The organism is Streptomyces aquilus, assembly GCF_003955715.1.
Taxonomy (GTDB): domain Bacteria; phylum Actinomycetota; class Actinomycetes; order Streptomycetales; family Streptomycetaceae; genus Streptomyces; species Streptomyces aquilus.
On the sequence record NZ_CP034463.1, the window covers coordinates 6681845 to 6698526 of the forward strand.

The 16682-nt window shown below is 71.6% G+C and carries 15 protein-coding genes; 9 read left to right on the forward strand and 6 right to left on the reverse strand.

Annotated elements, in window-relative coordinates:
• Positions 1 to 11: 11 nt before the first annotated feature.
• Positions 12 to 665, forward strand: coding sequence for an RES family NAD+ phosphorylase (locus EJC51_RS30895; RefSeq protein WP_126274076.1), 654 nt, complete (start codon positions 12 to 14; stop codon positions 663 to 665).
• On the opposite strand, the gene EJC51_RS30900 is transcribed toward EJC51_RS30895, so the two are convergent.
• Positions 662 to 2536 (reverse strand): caspase family protein, encoded by a 1875-nt coding sequence (locus tag EJC51_RS30900; RefSeq protein WP_126274077.1) that lies wholly within the window; start codon positions 2534 to 2536, stop codon positions 662 to 664. The genes EJC51_RS30895 and EJC51_RS30900 overlap by 4 nt on opposite strands.
• An 81-nt stretch (positions 2537 to 2617) precedes the next feature.
• A complete protein-coding gene (locus EJC51_RS30905) occupies positions 2618 to 3541 on the reverse strand; it encodes an adenosine kinase (protein WP_126274078.1) in 924 nt (307 codons plus the stop codon).
• A 127-nt stretch (positions 3542 to 3668) separates the two neighbouring features.
• Here EJC51_RS30905 and EJC51_RS30910 point away from each other — a divergent pair, with 127 nt between their 5' ends.
• Positions 3669 to 4175: a hypothetical protein gene (locus EJC51_RS30910; protein WP_126274079.1), complete on the forward strand. Its 507-nt coding sequence runs from the start codon at positions 3669 to 3671 to the stop codon at positions 4173 to 4175.
• Here EJC51_RS30910 and EJC51_RS30915 read toward each other — a convergent pair.
• Positions 4172 to 5518, reverse strand: a complete 1347-nt coding sequence (locus EJC51_RS30915; protein ID WP_126274080.1) for a M14 family metallopeptidase — start codon at positions 5516 to 5518, stop codon at positions 4172 to 4174. The two genes, EJC51_RS30910 and EJC51_RS30915, sit on opposite strands and share 4 nt — an antisense overlap.
• Positions 5519 to 5751: 233 nt before the next feature.
• Between EJC51_RS30915 and EJC51_RS30920 the strand changes: the two genes are divergently transcribed.
• Entirely contained in the window at positions 5752 to 6207 is a 456-nt protein-coding gene (locus EJC51_RS30920; protein WP_126274081.1) for an ATP-binding protein, read from the forward strand.
• A 42-nt stretch (positions 6208 to 6249) separates the two neighbouring features.
• On the forward strand, positions 6250 to 7566 hold the full coding sequence (locus EJC51_RS30925; RefSeq protein WP_126274082.1) for an Nramp family divalent metal transporter: 1317 nt from the start codon (positions 6250 to 6252) through the stop codon (positions 7564 to 7566).
• On the opposite strand, the gene EJC51_RS30930 is transcribed toward EJC51_RS30925, so the two are convergent.
• Both EJC51_RS30930 and EJC51_RS30935 read right to left on the reverse strand, forming a co-directional pair.
• Positions 7542 to 8831 (reverse strand): hypothetical protein, encoded by a 1290-nt coding sequence (locus tag EJC51_RS30930; RefSeq protein ID WP_244362929.1) that lies wholly within the window; start codon positions 8829 to 8831, stop codon positions 7542 to 7544. The genes EJC51_RS30925 and EJC51_RS30930 overlap by 25 nt on opposite strands.
• A 57-nt stretch (positions 8832 to 8888) precedes the next feature.
• A complete protein-coding gene (locus EJC51_RS30935; RefSeq protein WP_126274083.1) occupies positions 8889 to 9398 on the reverse strand; it encodes a SigE family RNA polymerase sigma factor in 510 nt (169 codons plus the stop codon).
• A 144-nt stretch (positions 9399 to 9542) separates the two neighbouring features.
• Here EJC51_RS30935 and EJC51_RS30940 point away from each other — a divergent pair, with 144 nt between their 5' ends.
• The 5 genes from EJC51_RS30940 to EJC51_RS30960 all read left to right on the forward strand — a co-directional run bounded on the left by EJC51_RS30940 (position 9543) and on the right by EJC51_RS30960 (position 14935).
• Positions 9543 to 9944, forward strand: coding sequence for a hypothetical protein (locus tag EJC51_RS30940; RefSeq protein WP_126274084.1), 402 nt, complete (start codon positions 9543 to 9545; stop codon positions 9942 to 9944).
• Positions 9941 to 10930: a hypothetical protein gene (locus tag EJC51_RS30945; protein ID WP_126274085.1), complete on the forward strand. Its 990-nt coding sequence runs from the start codon at positions 9941 to 9943 to the stop codon at positions 10928 to 10930. Before EJC51_RS30940 ends, EJC51_RS30945 begins: the two co-directional genes overlap by 4 nt.
• Before the next feature lie 150 nt (positions 10931 to 11080).
• Positions 11081 to 12310: a glycosyltransferase gene (locus EJC51_RS30950; protein ID WP_126274086.1), complete on the forward strand. Its 1230-nt coding sequence runs from the start codon at positions 11081 to 11083 to the stop codon at positions 12308 to 12310.
• A 130-nt stretch (positions 12311 to 12440) separates the two neighbouring features.
• Positions 12441 to 14606 carry an RNA polymerase recycling motor ATPase HelR gene (gene helR, locus EJC51_RS30955; protein WP_126274087.1) on the forward strand — a complete coding sequence of 722 codons (2166 nt, stop codon included), beginning with the start codon at positions 12441 to 12443 and terminating at the stop codon, positions 14604 to 14606.
• Positions 14607 to 14644: 38 nt separating this feature from the next.
• A complete protein-coding gene (locus EJC51_RS30960) occupies positions 14645 to 14935 on the forward strand; it encodes a hypothetical protein (protein ID WP_126274088.1) in 291 nt (96 codons plus the stop codon).
• 13 nt (positions 14936 to 14948) lie between these two features.
• Here EJC51_RS30960 and EJC51_RS30965 read toward each other — a convergent pair whose 3' ends face one another.
• The gene (locus EJC51_RS30965) at positions 14949 to 16643 is read right to left on the reverse strand and encodes a chitinase (RefSeq protein WP_126274089.1); all 1695 of its coding nucleotides are present in this window, start codon (positions 16641 to 16643) and stop codon (positions 14949 to 14951) included.
• Positions 16644 to 16682: the final 39 nt, after the last annotated feature.

Genomic DNA, 16682 nt, shown 5'->3' on the forward strand with positions numbered 1-16682 from the left:
AGTGACTGACCGTGCCCAACTACCGGCCGCCCGACGCCCTGACCGGCACCCCCGGCAAGGTCACGCTCACCCGCGGCACCCCGCTCTACCGCATCCACGGCTCCCACCGCCCCGCCGCCGGCTTCAACCCGAGGCCCTCCCACTGCCTCTACGGCGGCGGCCGCTTCGACGCCACCTCCTGCGACACCTACGGGTATCTCTACGCCGGCCTCGGCCCCACCGCCGCCGTCTGCGAGACCCTGCTGCGCTCGCTGCCCTTCGACCCGGCCGGCGGACCGCGCCTGCTGCCGCGCCGCGCGGTCGAGGGCCGCCGCCTGAGCACCCTGCGGCTCGCCGCCGACCTGAACGTCCTGCCGCTGGTCAGCGCCCAGGACCTGGCCGCCGTCCACCAGGACACCTGGCTGGTGCACACCGAGGCCCACGAGTACCCGTACACCCGCGACTGGGCCCACTGGATCCGCCGCCACACCGAACCCTGGGCCCAGGGCCTGCTGTGGGCGTCGAAGCGGGAACCGGCCGACCGCACGGTGGTCCTGTTCGGCGACCGCGGCCCGGCCGGCGCCCTGCGCGCCGAGGAGGAGGACACCGTGGACTTCGACACGGCCGAGGGCCGGGAGTGGCTCAACTCCGTACTCCAGCCGTACTACGTGCAGTTGGCGCCCTAGGGGACGACGGTCCGCAGGGCGACCGTGCGGGTTGCCCAGCGGCCCGGGGTGCCCTGGCCGGCCGGTCCGAGGTCGCGGCCGTCCGAGGGGGCGCCGAAGCGCAGCACCTCCTCGCCCGTGCCGGCCGCCCACGGGCTCCACGCCGGCATCCGGAACGGCACGGTGTTCAACTCGCTCTCCGCGACGATCAGTTTGAGCCAGTCCCGTACCTCCGCGCCGGACGTTTCGGCCCTGGACGCCGGCAGAGCCAGGCGCATCGGCCCCCCGTCCAGGGCGTGCCCCGTCCGCCCCGGCCCGATGAAGTGGCCCGGGAACAGCGCCGGATCGCTGGCGTAGCTGTCGGTGAGATCGAGCAGGACGCACCAAAGAGGCCGCTGCGAACGGTTGGTGAGCCGGACGGACACCAACGGCGGCTCCCTGTCAGGGCCGTACGCGCACACGATCTCCCCGTGCCCGTCCGGCACCAGCGCGTCCCCGCCGCCCCAGGGGACGATCTCCACCCGCACCTGGTTGTCCAGGACGGAGGGGCGGGAGGTGAGGTCCCGCAGCCGGTGCCAGCGGGTCAGGTGCGCGAGACAGCCGACGAGGCCCTCGGCGTCGTACGACGCTGCCCCTCCGGCGATCGAACCGTCCCGCACCGCCGACCGCGCGCCGAGCCGCAGCGGCTCCACGAACCGCGTCCCGTCCCGCCCCAGCACCTCCACCGCACCACCGTCCGGCACCACCCGGAAGTGCAGGTCACCGAAGTCCTCGGGACCGTCGACGACTTGGAGCAGCGGAGTGTCGTACGCGGCGAGGGCCGCCCGGAGCCGTTCGTCCGCCCCCTCGACGCTCACCGTCGCGGGCGGCGTCGACAGGGCGGTCGGCGCGACTGGGTACACCCGCTCCGGGTCCGGCACCCAGCCCACCGGCTCCACCAGCGCCCGTTCGGCCCGCACCGCACGAGCCCGTACGGCGAGCCCGGTCCCGACCACGGCGAACTCCGTGCCCCCGGCATCCGACCCGCCCCGCAGCCCGTGCACCGTCCCGCAGTCCACCTCCCACCCCTCCGGCCCGCAGCGCAGCAGATGGTCACCGACGGCGTCCTCCGCCACCGCGCCGGCGAGGAACGGCAGATCGGCGACCGCGGCCGTCTCCGGGAACAGCACCGGCTGCTGCCGGCCCCCCGACCGCCGTACCCGCGCGTCCGCCGCCGCCAGCAACTGCCGGTAGGTGACGTCCGGGCCCGCCGCCCGTGCCGCGCCCAGCAGGGCGTGCGTGAAGATGCCCTGGCGGCGCCCGTCGAACCAGCCCTCGTAGGAGAGTTGGTCGAGCCGGCTCGCGGCGAGCAGCAGATGGCGGGCGGTGCCTCGCGGGGATGCGGTGTCGCGGGCGACCGGCCACTCCGGGCGGGCCGGCGCGTGCCGGGCGGTCAGGTCCGCCGGGATCCGGTCCTCGCGGGTCGCGCCGCCCGAGAAGCAGCAGTCGAGGACCGCCACGACATGCGCCCCCCGCCCCGCCACCTCGTCCAGCAGCGCGCCCAGCCGCTTGTCGGACAGCGGGCCGTCCACGCAGACCACCGCCTGACTCCAGCCCGTCGCCTCGACGAACAACTCCGCACCGGTGGCGACCCGTTCACTGCCGTGCCCCGAGAACCAGAACAGCGCCGTGTCACCGGGCCCGGCCGCCCCGAGGAAGGCACGGACCCCCTCCTCGACGGCCGCGACCGTCGCCTCCCCGTCCAGCACGGTCCGTACCGCGACGGCATCCCCGCCCCGTTCCTCCAGCAACTCCCGGGCCGCCCGCACGTCGTTGACGCAGCCGGACAGCGGTGTGGCGATGTGCGGCGGGTAGGCGTTGACGCCCGCTATGAACGCGTAGATCGTCCCCATGGCCGGAAAGTCTGGCAGGCGGGACGGTCGCGGAGCGGGGAGAACCGGTCGGTACCGGGGCGGATTCCGGGCCCCGGCCGGTCAGCCGAAGGCCTTCGCCGCCTCCAAATCGGCCACCCGTGCCAGGAGTTCGTCCCGGCCGATGGCGTCCGCCCGGGTCGACGGCACCGTGCAAGCGTACGCGCCCGCGACCGCCCCGTACCGCGCGCAGCGCAGCGGGTCCGCGCCCTCCAGCCGGCCGAGCAGGAATGCGGCGGCGAAGGCGTCGCCCGCGCCGTTGGAGTCCACCACCGGAGCGGGCGGCTCGACGGCCGGTACGTGCGTCAGCTCGCCGTCGGCCAGCAGATACGCCCCCTGGGCCCCGGCGGTTGCGACCACGACACCCGCCCGGCCGCGCGCGGCGACGTCCCTCATGGTGGCCTCCGGGTCGGCCAGCGCGGCCGTGGACAGGAAGACCAGGTCGGCGGCGAGGGCGAACGCCTCGTGGTACGGGTTCTCGCCGTCCCAGTTGTGCAGGTCCGTCGAGACCGTCACCCCGGCCTCGCGCAGCACCGGCAGCGCGTGGGCGCACGGGTGGGTGATCACCACGTGCGCGTGCCGGGCGGCACCCGCGAGGGTGCGCAGGGTGTCCTCGGGGAACCGGTCGGCGTCCTGGCCGCGCGTGATGTCGTACAGGGAGAGCCGGCGCCCGTCCGGGCCGACCAGGTTGACCGCCCGCTTGGTTCCCGAGGCCGAGCGCACCTCGGTGAACGGGATGCCCCGGTCCCGGTGCAACGCGCGCACCAGGTCGCCCTCGTGGTCGTCGCCGACGACGTCGAGGTGATGGGCGCGCAGCCCGAGCGCGTGCACGCCGAGCGCGACGAAGTCCCCGCTCTGTCCGGCGCGGCTGACGATGCCCGGCTCGATCATGTAGCTGTCGGCGTAGGGGAGCGGCAGCTCGGGGACGTGGACGATGGTGTCGACGCCGGCGCCGCCCAGGACGAGGACATCGGTCTCGGGGCTCATGGGAGCCGAGTCAAGCAGCGGTGTTTCCGGACGGGCAAGATCTTGCAGAAATTTTCCGCAAGGCCTTCTCTCGCCGCTTCCGCCCCCGGGGCCCCATGACACAGCTTCGTCCGCCATACTTCCGACCGTGGAGCAGCGCATAGGTTCGAGCAGCAAGCCCCTGGAAGGCGCCGGATTCGACCCGGCCTTCATCCCCGGGCTGACCTCACCCGTGTCCGGCGAGCCCGAGGACGCCGAGCCGGCGGACGCCGAGGAGCCCCTCGCGCAGGAGGAGGCCGCCCCCGGGGAACCGGAGACGGCCGACGAAGAGGAGACCGAGGAGGACGCGGCGGCCGAGGGCCCCGTCTTCGAGGCCTCCGACCGCCGCGCGAGGATCGTCGCCGACGCGAAGGGCGTCCGCCTCAGCCTCGACGAGGAGCGGTGCGAGTTCGGCTGGGACGAGATCGGCGCGGTCGAGACGGAGTCACCCCGCTTCGGCAAGCGCTTCACGATTACCGTCCACACCCCTGACCGCCGCTGGTACCCGATCGAGATCGAGGCGACGGCCAGGGCCGATTTCAAGCGGTGGGAAGAGCAGTTGGACGCGGTCCTCGACGAGTACTTCGAAGACAACGACGACGCGTCCGACGACTAGCTGCAGTACTGGGCCGCCTTCCCGATGGACCGATACATGCAGTCGGCGTTCTCCAGCAGCTGCAACACCGCGTCCCGGTTCCTCGCGGTCTCCCGCGCGATCACCTCATCGGGCGGGTAGAACCCACCTCCGGAACTGGACGTCGGATACATCTCGAAGGTGTACGCGAAGATCTTCTGGTTGCCCCACAGCCAGTCGTCGATCGACCCGTCGGTGATGTACAGGTCACTGGACTGTTCCGGCGTGTAGCCGTTGCTCGCGGCCATCTTCTGCCCGACCGTGGCGAAGGCGTTGCGGTCGTCGGCCGTCATCCCGGTGGTCGTGTCCGAGGTCGTGTACCCGAACGGCCACAACACCAGCTCGCTGTACGTGTGGAAGTCGATCCCGGCCTTGATCTGCTGCACCCCGCCGACCACCCGGCTGCGCACGAAGTTCGCGACGACCTTCACCTCGGGAGCCGACTCGGCGGCCGACCCGCGGTACGTCTCGGAGGACGTCGACCCGGACGAGCCGCCGCAGCAGCCCCACCGGTAGTTCCAGTTGCGGTTGAGGTCCGTACCGACGTACGAGGAACCGGAGTTGGGCTGCCGGTTCTTCCGCCAGGAGCGGTACGAGCCGGTGGCGACGTCGTACTCGCCGCCGTCGGGGTTGAGGTCCGGCACGATCCAGATCTCACGGCTGTTGACCAGGCTGGTCACGCGTGAGTCGGTGCCGTAGCCGGAGGTCAGCTGGTCGAGCAGGTAGAGCGCCATCTCGACGGTGAGATGCTCGCGCGCGTGCTGGTGGTGGGTGAACAGCACCTCGGGCTCGGACTCGTCCGTCGCCACGTTGTCGCTGATCTTGATGGCGACGATGTTCCGCCCCTGGTAGGACGTGCCGATCACACGCTGGCTCACGATGTCCGGGTGGGCCGAGACGGCGGCGTTGATCTCGTTCGTCATCTCCGCGTAGTTGTGATAGCGCGAGTCGGCCGACGGGAAGTCGTAGAGCCGCAGCTCGTCCTCGGCCAGCCGGTCCGGGGCGGAGCCCAACGCCTGGACCTCGTAGCCGAGTTGGCGGAGCTTCTTGATCTGGTCGGCCCGCCCGGAGACCACGACGGTCTCCTCGTCGGCCTCGTCCACCGTGACGCCCGCCTGCTGGATGGCCGTGCGGGTCAGCGGGGTGGTGTGCTGGTGGATCTCGTACTGCCGGATGTCGTCCGCGGACGGCGCCGCCTTGCGGGCGCTGTCGGCGGACGCGTCCATGGAGGTCAGGGGCGCGGCGAGCGCCAGGGCGAGCAGGGCGGCGAACGCGGCGGTGCGTCTGCCGCCCCGGGCGCCTGCGCCTCGTGTCCGAAGTCGCATGAAGTCTCCTTGTGGGAGTGGGGAGTGGCGATTCAGTGCGACGTACGTGGTGCGGGTGTGCGGCTCATCGTCGATGCATGGCATGAGCAGGTCAAGAGCGCATAAAGACACGCTGGCGCGAATCGGCTCCTCGCGTCGGACTCTGGCATCGGCTCCTCGAACTCCTGTACGTAGGTAGTGAATCGGGTGGTCCTCCCCGTGTACGGGGCGGCCCGGACGGACATCCTGATGCCATGCTGCGTCCCCGGTACGCCTCGTACCCTCAGCCCCCGCTGGGGGCAGGCCATCTGAGTGTCGAGTACGAGCCCCGTCCCACCGCGGTCCGCGAGGCCCGTGCCCTGGTCCGGCGGCAGTTGGAGGGCTGGGGGCTCGCGGACCGGGACGGCCTCACCGACACCGCCGAACTGCTGGTGAGCGAGCTGGCCACCAACGCCCTGCTGCACTCCGCCGGCAGCCGCATCCGCCTCACCCTCACCGCCGCGCACGGTGTCCTGCGCTGCGAGGTCTCCGACGTCGGCCACCGCGTGCCCCGGGCGCCCGCGGCGGGCGGGGCCACCAACGGCCGCGGGATGTTCCTGGTGAACGCGCTCGCTCTGCACTGGGGCCGGTACCAGGACGGGCCGGGCAGGACGGTGTGGTTCGAGCTGGGCACCTGCGGTGCGGACGGCTGCGGTCCGCGACAGCCGTAGGCCCTCTTGTCAGTGCCGGACCTTTGCGGTTTGTTGACCTTCATGGCTGACACCACGGGAAACCCCACCACCACCCAGGTATCGACCACCGCCACACCCCGCAAGTCCAGTTGGAAGTACATCGGCCCCGGCATCGTCGTCGCGGCCACGGGTGTCGGCGCGGGCGACCTGGTCGCCACCCTCATCGCCGGCAGCAACTTCGGCTACACCCTGCTGTGGGCCGCCGTGATCGGCTGCCTGGTGAAGATCTCGCTGGCCGAGGCCGCCGGCCGCTGGCACCTCTCCACCGGCCGCACCCTCTTCGACGGCTGGGCGAGCCTCGGCCGTTGGACCACCTGGTTCTTCGTCGTCTACGTCGTGATCTGGGGCTTCGTGTACGGGGCGGCGGCGATGTCGTCGAGCGCGCTGCCGCTCCAGGCCCTGTTCCCCGACGTGATGGACCTGGAGTGGTGGGCGGTCGCCTGCGGCCTGGTCGGTCTGGTCTTCGTCTGGTTCAACAAGTACGAGGTCTTCGAGAAGGTCATGACGGTCCTGGTGGGCGTCATGTTCGTGGTGACGGTCTACCTGGCGATCCGCGTCACCCCGAACCTCCCCGACGCCCTCGCCGGCCTGCTCCCCGTCCTGCCCGACGAGAAGGACTCGGTCCTCAACACCCTCGGCCTGATCGGCGGCGTCGGCGGCACCATCACGCTGGCCGCGTACGGCTACTGGGTCAACGCCAAGGGCTGGACCGACACCGGCTGGATGAAGATCATGCGGCTCGACAACCGCGTCGCCTACGCCACCACCGGCATCTTCGTCATCGCGATGCTCTTCGTCGGCGCGGAACTGCTGCACTCGGCGAACGTGGCCATCGCGAGCGGCGACAAGGGCCTCATCCAGCTCGGCGACATCCTGGAGAAGGAGTACGGCTCGGCGACCGCCAAGTTCTTCCTGATCGGCTTCTTCGCCACGTCCTTCACCTCCCTCATCGGCGTCTGGCACGGCGTGAGCCTGATGTTCGCCGACTTCGTCGCCCGCTACCGCACCAGCCGGGCGGCGAAGGGCGAGGAGGTCGCCTCCGGCGCACGCGAACGCTCCTGGCCCTTCCGCGCGTACCTGCTGTGGCTGACCTTCCCGCCCATCGTCCTGCTCTTCCAGGGCCAGCCCTTCCGCCTGATCATCCTCTACGGCGTCCTGGGCGCGGCGTTCCTCCCCTTCCTCGCCGGCACCCTGATCTGGCTCCTCAACTCCACCCGCACCCCGGCCGAATGGCGCAACGGCCCGCTCAGCAACGCGATGCTGGTGATCGCGGGGCTGCTGTTCCTGGTGCTGTGCGTGAAGCAGATCTGGGATCAGCCCTGGTCGGAGTTCTTCTGACCGCTCTTGTGCCCGTAGAGGTCCTCCCGGCTCGGCCCCCACAGCGAGCTGAGCGCGATCGTCTTGAGCTGATCGATCGTCAGGGCGGGCTTCTCACGGCCGGGCGCCTCGTGCGGCCCGCCCTGGTTGTAGGCGCTGACCACGACCCGCAGGCCGTTGATCCGCACCGTGTCGACGGTCCACCTGACCGCGCCGGCGACGTCCTTGTCACCGGCGTCCTCGTGGGTGACGAGCATCGTCCCGTCGCCGACGTCCTCGGCACCGCTGAACATGCTCTCGCCGAGGAGGTCCCCCATGTTCGGCTGCACGTTGATCTCGACGAGGCTCTTGCCCTTGCCGTCGTCGACGACCACATAGCCGTACTCGTCCTCGTCACTGCTGTGCGAGACCACTTCCACGGTGTCGGGGAGCAGGCTGACGAGCCTCTTGGTCACATCGGTGACCGGCGCGGAGTGCGTCGGCTCCGGCTCCTGGGAGGGCGGCGCGGGCAGGGCGTCGATCGCCTTCAGCCAGGCCGGCGCGGTCGCCACCTTCTGCAACCCGGCGTTGTCCAGCGGCGGTTGGTCACGGGTGACCGGCGCGTCCTTCTCGGCCGCCGCGTTCCACTCACTCACCGAGACGTGCTGCCCCTTGGCGGTGACGAGATCGGCGTACCACCACTTGGTGGGCACGCGCTTGTCCGGATACTCGTACCCCTGGACGATCTTCAGCACCGAACCGTCGTCGAGCCGGCTGGACTTGCAGTCGTCGTAGGGGATGAACAGCTTGTCCGGGCACGTGGCCAGCTGACGGGCCTCGTCCCCGCCCGGCTGCACCCGGTCCAGGTTCACGGAGACGGCGGCCGCCCCGTCCCCGTCGTCCCACACGAGCGCCGCGTACGTTCCCCTGTCCCCGGTACCGCTGCCGCGCTCCTCGCTGAACTTGCCGTGCCCGAGCTGCTCCTTGAGCGTGCTGAGCAGCTCCTGGCCGGAGACGGCGGGGACTTTCGGCTCGGCGCTCGGCGAGGAGCTCCCACTGGCGGCGACCGAGGACCGGTCCGGGGCCGGACCCCCACCGGGCAGCAGCAGCGCGCCGCCCACCCCGACGAGCGCGAGCGAGGCCGCGCCGCCCACCACCGCGGCCCGGCGCCGCAGCCGCAGCCGGCGGCCACGGGCCAGCCCGGCCGTCGTGAGCGCGGTCAGGTCCGGTTCGAATCCGCCGCCGGCGGCACGCAGTTCGGCGGCGACGCGATCCTCGAAGGGGTCGCTGTGCTGGTCAACGGGCATGGCAAACCACCGTTTCCGCGAGGTCTGAGTGATAGGAGTTCGTGGGGGAGGGGGCGTTCAGAAGCGGGCGTACTCGCCGAGGTCCTCGCCGAGCAGCTCCCGAAGCCTGCCCAGGGCGCGCGTGCACCGCGTGCGCACCGCGGCCGAGCTGGCGTGCATCGCGTCGGCGGTCTCCTCGATCGAGCGGTCCTCCCAGTAGCGCAGGACGACCACCGCCCGGTCCTTGGCGGGCAGCCGGGCCAGCGCCTCCAGCAGCGTCAGCCGCAGCGGTACGTCGCGCTGGTCGGCGACGGCCCGGTCGGGAAAGGTGTCGGTGGCCCGCTCGGTGCTGCTGCGCCGCCGCTGGTGGGCGAGGAAGGCCCGGGTGAGCACGGTCTGCGCGTACCCGGCGGGGTTGCCGACCCGGCTCACCCGGTGCCACGCGATGTAGAGCCGGCCCAGGGTCTCCTGCACGAGATCCTCGGCGAGATGCGTGTCACCGGCGGTGAGCAGGCACGCGGAGCGGTACAGATGCCCCGCACGCGCCGCCGCGAACTCCGCGTACTGGTCCGCAAGGACCTGTCTCATGTGTTCCCCCTGCTCGTGGGTGCCCGGCGTGCACCGTCCTCACTTGTACTGATGCGGTGGGCCCGGGGAAATGTTTCACGGCCCCAGGTAAGTTGCGTCACGGAAGTTGTACGACTGTCGCACGAGGTACTCACCGGGGGACCGATGACCCAGCCGCCGCCCTACGGCCCACCACCCGGAGGCTTCGGCCCACCACCCCCGCAGTACGCCCCGCAACACCCGCCGCAATACCCCCCGCAATACGCGCCCCAGCCGCCGGCCCCCGCAGGCCCGGAGTTCCTCGCCGTGGACCGCCACAACTCCGTGGTCGTCGACATGTCCGGCGTCACCTTCGAAATACGCGACGCGGAGGCCGAGTTCAGCTGGCCCGAGATCCACACGGTCCACTACAAGGCCACCCCGAACGGCAAGGCCCTCGTCGTCGCGGTGGTCCTGCACAACGGCCAGTTCTACGAGTGCCAGGTCGAGGCCAAGCCCAAGGAACGCCTGCGCGAGTGGTTCGCGGCCCTCCAGGCGATCCTCGGCTACTACAAGCCGCTGCGATGACCCGCCCCCGTACGACCCCGCCCCGGCCTCTCGACATCGAGGCCCTGTTCCCCGAACTCGCCGCCCACCGCGGCACCACCACCCGCCTGCACCCCCGCCCCGGCACACCCACCCCGTACGACAGCTCGGTGGGCGGCCCGCTGCTGTGGCCCGCGGACGAACCGTGGCCGACCTGCACACAGGAGCACCGGAGGAACAAGGGCCGCAGGATCGAGGACGTCCACGAGGAACGGCGGATCCACGCGGCCGCGCACGACCGCGCCCTCACCGACGGGGAACGCGAACGGCTCACCGCCCTCCAGCGCCGCCACAAGGTCCCGGACATCGGGGACACCCACCCCGTCCCGCTCCTCGCCCTGGCCCAGCTGTACGCCCGCGACGTGCCGAACCTCCCGGCACCGCCCGGCCGCGACCTCCTCCAGGTGCTGTGGTGCCCCTTCGAGGCACACGGCCTCCCGCACACCCCCGGCGTCCACCTGCGCTGGCGCGACTCCGAGGCCGCGACGGACGCCGTACTCACGAATCCGCCACTGCCGCCGGTCGTCGGCTACGAGGGCCTGGTCCCCGAGCCCTGCGTACTGCACCCGGAGCCGGGGGTCGTGGAGTACGCCTGGCCCGAACTCCTCGATGAGGAGGTCCAGTTGAGGATCGAGGAGTGGGAAGAAGGGCTCTGGGAGAGCGAAGAGGACGGCGGCGAACCCCTCAGCTACGACGCCGACTTCGCGGTGGCCGCCGGCTGGAAGGTGGGCGGTCACGCCTACTGGGGTGTCACCGGACCGCACCCGATGGTCTGCTCCTGCGGGACGCCCATGGAACTCCTGCTGGCGATCCGCCCCTCGGAACACGGCGGCAGCCGCAGCTGGATTCCCCTGGAGGACGAGGTCCTCGCCCCCACCCACGTCAGCGTGGGCCGGGTCGGCAGCCTCAACGTCTTCGTCTGCCCCGCGGACCCGGCGCACGGCCACCGCACGTCCCTGCAAGGCTGACCCGAGCCCGGAAACACGAAAGGCAAGAAGGTGCGGACACCTCTTGCCATATTCAATGTATAGCGCACCGGGGGCCTTGCGGCAAGGCCCCCCTCGTGCCGCAGAATCGTCGGCCTGAAGCCGTCACCTGCGGAAATGGGGGAGTCCCGGATGCGTGTTGTGCTGCTGACCTACGGGTCGCGCGGAGACGTGGAGCCGATGGCGGGCCTCGCCCTGGCGCTGCGGGAACTCGGCGCGGAGGTGCGGGTGTGCGCACCGCCCGACTTCGAGGAGCTGCTGGCCGGCATCGGTGTCCCGCTGGTGCCGATCGGACCGTCGGTGCGGGCGCTGGCGACGGACGCCCTGACCGGGAAGCCGACGAAACTGCCCCCGACCATGGCCGAGCGGGCCGCCGGACTGTTCGACTCGGTGTACGAGACGGTCGCCCCGGTCGCCGCCGGGAGCGACCTGGTGGTGGCGACGGGCCTGCTCCCGGCCGCCGCCGGTGCGCGGGCGGCGGCGGAGAAGGCGGGCGTGCCGTACGCGTTCGTCTCCTATTTCCCGTCCTATCTGCCCTCCCCGCACCACCCACCGCTCGCCTTCCCGGGCCATCCGCTCCCGGCGGACGTCACGGACAACCGGGTGCTGTGGGACCAGAACGCCGAGATCCTCAACGAGCTCTTCGGCGGCGCGGTCAACGCCCAACGTGCACAGCTCGGCCTGCCCCCGGTGCCGGACCTCCGCGACCACGTCCTCACCGACCGCCCGCTGCTCGCGGCCGACCCGGCCCTGAGCCCCTGGCAGGAGCCGGCCGACCTCGACGTCGTCCAGACCGGCGCCTGGATCCGCACCGACGCCCGGCCGCTCCCCGAGGACCTGGAGAAGTTCCTGGCGGCGGGCGCCCCGCCGGTGTACGTCGGCTTCGGCAGCATGCCGCTGCGGGACGCGGCCGACGTCTCCCGGGCGGCCGTGGAGGCGGTCCGGGCGCGGGGCCGCCGGGTGCTGCTCGGGCGCGGCTGGGCCGACCTGGCGCTGATCGACGGCGCGGACGACTGCTTCGTCGTCGGCGAGGTCAACCAGCAGGAGCTGTTCCGCCGGGTGGCCGCGGTCGCCCACCACGGTGGCGCCGGTACCACCACGACCGCCGCCCGGGCCGGGGCGCCCCAGGTGGTCGTGGCCCAGATGGCCGACCAGCCCTACTGGGCCGGCCGGATCGCCGAGCTGGGCATCGGCGCGGCCCACGACGGCCCGACACCGACCTACGCCTCCCTGACGGCCGCGCTCACCGTCGCCCTGGCCCCCGAGACCCGAGAACGGGCGCGGTCCCTGGCGGCCGAGGTCCGTACGGACGGGGCGACGGTGGCGGCGAAGCTGCTGCTCGAAGAGGCTGCCGCCGGGTAGGGCCGCCCGGCGCCACGGCACCGAGCCCGGAGCCTCACGACCCTCACCGTCCACGTAATGTCGTAAGAATCAACAAAAAGCCGTAAACAGCCGTACCGGCCGCACTCGGCCTCGCATCGGAGCTGATCACGTGAATCCCCAGGGAACCGCCACCACCACGGCGTTCGCCCTCCCCGACCGTCTCTCCGCCAAGGCCGACCCCACCCAGATCGCCGGTGACGAGCGGCACTTCGCGGCGATCGCGGCGAGCCTGGCGGAGTCGATCGCCGACCTGTCCGCCCGCCTCGACGCCGAGCTCAAGGCGCCCGGCGGCGCGGGCCGGGCCGCGATGGACCGGGACGCGGAGATCCACCGCCTGACCGCCCGGCTGCGCACCCTGCGCCGCTTCGGCCTCGACCTGTGCCTCGGCCGCATGGTCACCGCCGACGACCCCGAGCCGCTCTACGTCGGCCGCCTCGGCCTCACCGACAGCGAGGGGCGCCGGCTGCTGATCGACTGGCGTTCCCCGGCCGCCGAGCCGTTCTTCGCCGCCACCCACGCCCACCCGATGGGCCTGACCAGCCGCCGCCGCTACCGCTGGACCGACGGCCGGATCAGCGACTACTGGGACGAGGTGTTCACCGCCGACGGCCTGGAGCGGCAGGTCGCCCTCGACGACCAGTCCGCCTTCATCGCCAGCCTCGGCAGCAACCGCTCCGACCGGATGCGGGACGTCCTCGCCACCATCCAGGCCGACCAGGACGCCATCATCCGCGCCGGCTCGCGCGGCGCGCTCGTCGTCGACGGCGGCCCCGGCACCGGCAAGACCGTCGTCGCCCTGCACCGCACCGCCCACCTCCTCTACTCCGACCCGCGCCTCGGCCACCGCAGGGGCGGCGTCCTCTTCGTCGGCCCGCACCGCCCCTACCTGTCCTACGTCGCCGACGTCCTCCCCAGCCTCGGCGAGGAGGGCGTGCAGACCTGCATCCTGCGTGACCTGGTCGAGGAGGGCGCCGCGGCGGGCCTGGAGCCCGACCCGGAGGTGGCCCGGCTGAAGTCCTCGGCGGACCTGGTGAAGGCGATCGAGAAGGCCGTACGGTTCTACGAGGAGCCGCCCACCGAGGGCATGACCGTCACGGTCGACCACACCGACCTGCGCCTCACCGCCGCCGACTGGGCCGAGGCCTTCGACGCCCCCGAACCGGGCACCCCGCACAATGAGGCCCGCGGCCAGATCTGGGACAAGCTGGTCGCGATCCTGGAGGAGAAGTACGACCGCCGCGACGACGTCCCGCCGCAGCTGTTCCGCCGGGTGCTGCGCCAGAACAAGGAGCTGGTGGGCACCCTCAACCGCGCCTGGCCCCTGCTGGAGGCGACGGACCTGGTGGGCGACCTGTGGACCGTCCCCGCCTACCTGCGCCTGTGCGCGCCCTGGCTCACCCGCGACGAGGTCCGCACGCTGCAACGCGCGAACCCGACGGCCTGGACCGTCTCCGACCTCCCCCTCCTCGACGCCGCCCGGCAGCGCCTCGGCGACCCGAAGGCGGACGGCCGCAAACGCCGGCAGGAGGCCGCCCTCACCGCCCAGCGCGAGCAGATGGCGCAGGTCGTCGAGAACCTGATCGCGGCCGACCCGGACGGCGAGGGCCTGATGACCCAGCTGCGCCGCGAGGACTTCCAGCGCAACCTGGTCGACGAGTCCGAACTCGCCGTCGCCGAACCGGACCTCCTGGCCGGCCCGTTCGCGCACATCGTCGTCGACGAGGCGCAGGAACTCACCGACGCCGAATGGCAGATGCTCCTGCTGCGCTGCCCGTCCCGCAGCTTCACCATCGTGGGCGACCGCGCCCAGGCCCGCCACGGCTTCACCGAGACCTGGGAGGAGCGCCTGCGCCGCGTCGGCCTGACCAGCATCACCATGGCGTCCCTGAGCATCAACTACCGCACCCCGGAAGAGGTGATGGCAGAGGCCGAGCCGGTCATCCGCGCCGCCCTCCCGGACGCCAACGTCCCCACCTCCATCCGCGGCAGCGGCATCTCGGTCCTGCACGGCCCGGTCGCGGACCTCCCGTCGATCCTCGACACCTGGCTCGCCGAGCACCCCGCCGAGGGCATCGCGTGTGTCATCGGCGACGAGACCTTCGAACCCACGGCCCGCGTCCGCTCCCTGACTCCCGAGCTGTCGAAGGGCCTCGAGTTCGACCTCGTGATCCTGGTCGACCCGGAGAACTTCGGGACGGGAGTGGAGGGAGCGGTGGACCGCTACGTCGCGATGACACGCGCGACCGAACGGCTGGTTGTTCTGTCCACCTCCTGACAATGTGGTGCACGATGTCGACCACTCAGGAGCCCTTCATGCCAGTCGTCCGCGCCCGCAAGCGTCCGGTGACCGTGCGCGCGCTGCTCTGGACGGGCCGAGAAGAGGACCTGCCCGCCGTCCGCGCCTTCCTCGGCGACGACTTCGTCGCCTGGGAAGAGCGGGACGGCGGGCGGGTCCTCCGCATCCGCACGATGGAGCGGGGCTCGGCGCCGGACGAGATCCCGCCCGGCTGGATGCTCATCGAGGGAGTGCGCGGCGAGCACTACGCCTGCGAGCCCGGGATCTTCGCCGAGACCTACGAGATGCTCGGCGCCGACGGCGACTGAGGCGTCCGGCCGCCTACGGCAGCCCGTGCACGTGCGGCCCCACCGCGCTCGACCACGCGTTCCCGGCCGAGGCGTCCCAGTTCGTCGACCAGGTCATCGCGCCCCGCAGGTCGGGGTAGGTCTTGGACGGCTTGAAGGAACCGCACCCCGTGCCCTTGGTCAGGCAGTCCAGGGCGTTGTTCACGACCGTCGGTGACACGTACCCGCTGCCCGCGCCGCTCGTCGAGGCGGGCAGGCCCAACCCCACCTGGGACGGGGCGAGTCCACCCTCCAGCTGGATGCAGGCCAGCGCGGTGAGGAAGTCCACCGAGCCCTGTGAGTACACCTTGCCGTCGCAGCCCAGCATCGAACCGCTGTTGTAGTACTGCATGTTGACGACGGTGAGGATGTCCTTGATGTTGAGGGCGGTCTGGAAGTAGCCGTTCGACGTGGATTGCATGTCGATGGTCTGCGGCGCCATCGTGATGATCAGCGACGAGCCCGCCTTCGAGGACAGCGACCGCAACGCCTGGGTCATGTAGGTGGCGTTGATGCCGTTCTCCAGGTCGATGTCGACGCCGTCGAAGCCGTACGTCTGCATCAGGGAGTAGACCGAGTTGGCGAAGTTGGCCGCCGAGGTGGAGTCGTTGATGGACACCGTGCCGTTCTGGCCGCCGACCGAGATGATCACCTTCTTCCCCGCCGCCTTCTTCGCCGCGATGTCCGCCTTGAACCGGTCCACGGTGTAACCGCCGAGACCGGCCGAGTCGAGGTTGAAGGTCACCGCGCCCGGCGTCGTCGTCGCGTCCGCGAAGGCCACGGCGATGATGTCGTACTGGGACTGGACGTCGGAGATCTTCTGGACGGTGGCGCCGTTGTTGAAGTTCTGCCAGTAGCCGGTGACCGCGTGCTTCGGGAGCGCCGGGCCGGTCGGGGTCGCCGTCGTCGTGCCCGTCACGGTCGCCGACTTCGGGGACTCACCCGCCGAGTTGGTCGCCGTGACCTGGAAGGAGTACGAGGTGGAGGCCGCGAGGCCCGTCACCGTCGCCGACGTGCCCGTCACCGCCGTCACCTTCGTGCCGCCCCGGTAGACGTTGTAGCCGGTGGCGCCGGAGACCGTGTTCCAGGTCAGGGACACCGACGAGGACGACGTACCGGAGACCGCCAGGCCGGCCGGTGCGGCCGGGACCGTCGGCGTCGGGTCGGTGCCGCCGCCCCCGTCGGGGCCGTAGACCGAGAGGTCGTCGGCGTAGTAGGCGGCCTGGCCGTACCAGCCGTGGGTGTAGACCGTGACCGACGTCGTCGAGGAACCGGTGGTGAAGGTGGTCGACAGCTGCTTCCAGGACGCGGAGTCGGGGGTCCAGGTGGACACGTCCGTCGTGCCGGTGCCGGTGACGCCCAGGTAGGAGTAGCCGCCCTGGACCCAGGCGCTCAGCGTGTACGTCGAGTTGGGCTTCACGGCGACGGACTGGGTGCACTTGGCGTTGTCCTGGCCCGCCGGGGTCGCCTTCAGGGCGGCGGCGCCCGAGTGGACCGGCGAGGAGACGGTCGCCCCGCTGCTCGCCGTGCAGGTCCAGTTGGTCAGGCCGGACTCGAATCCGGCGTTCTTGGCGTTGTTGACGTCGGCTGCGGAGGCCTGTCCCGCGCCCGCGAGGGAGAGGGAGAAGGCGACGAGGGCGGCGGTGACGACTCCGGACCAGAGCCGGGTCGATCGTCTCTGTGGGGACATGACAATAAGCTGGTCCAGACCAATCCATCTGTCAATAGG

Excerpts from the sequence above, each read along its gene's own strand:
- EJC51_RS30900 (WP_126274077.1), bottom strand. The coding sequence starts at position 2,536 with ATGGGGACGATCTACGCGTTCATAGCGGGCGTCAACGCCTACCCGCCG.
- EJC51_RS30905 (WP_126274078.1), bottom strand. The coding sequence starts at position 3,541 with ATGAGCCCCGAGACCGATGTCCTCGTCCTGGGCGGCGCCGGCGTCGAC.
- EJC51_RS30915 (WP_126274080.1), bottom strand. The coding sequence starts at position 5,518 with ATGCGACTTCGGACACGAGGCGCAGGCGCCCGGGGCGGCAGACGCACC.
- EJC51_RS30920 (WP_126274081.1), top strand. The coding sequence starts at position 5,752 with ATGCTGCGTCCCCGGTACGCCTCGTACCCTCAGCCCCCGCTGGGGGCA.
- EJC51_RS30925 (WP_126274082.1), top strand. The coding sequence starts at position 6,250 with ATGGCTGACACCACGGGAAACCCCACCACCACCCAGGTATCGACCACC.
- EJC51_RS30930 (WP_244362929.1), bottom strand. The coding sequence starts at position 8,831 with ATGCCCGTTGACCAGCACAGCGACCCCTTCGAGGATCGCGTCGCCGCC.
- EJC51_RS30935 (WP_126274083.1), bottom strand. The coding sequence starts at position 9,398 with ATGAGACAGGTCCTTGCGGACCAGTACGCGGAGTTCGCGGCGGCGCGT.
- EJC51_RS30940 (WP_126274084.1), top strand. The coding sequence starts at position 9,543 with ATGACCCAGCCGCCGCCCTACGGCCCACCACCCGGAGGCTTCGGCCCA.
- EJC51_RS30945 (WP_126274085.1), top strand. The coding sequence starts at position 9,941 with ATGACCCGCCCCCGTACGACCCCGCCCCGGCCTCTCGACATCGAGGCC.
- EJC51_RS30950 (WP_126274086.1), top strand. The coding sequence starts at position 11,081 with ATGCGTGTTGTGCTGCTGACCTACGGGTCGCGCGGAGACGTGGAGCCG.
- EJC51_RS30960 (WP_126274088.1), top strand. The coding sequence starts at position 14,645 with ATGCCAGTCGTCCGCGCCCGCAAGCGTCCGGTGACCGTGCGCGCGCTG.
- EJC51_RS30965 (WP_126274089.1), bottom strand. The coding sequence starts at position 16,643 with ATGTCCCCACAGAGACGATCGACCCGGCTCTGGTCCGGAGTCGTCACC.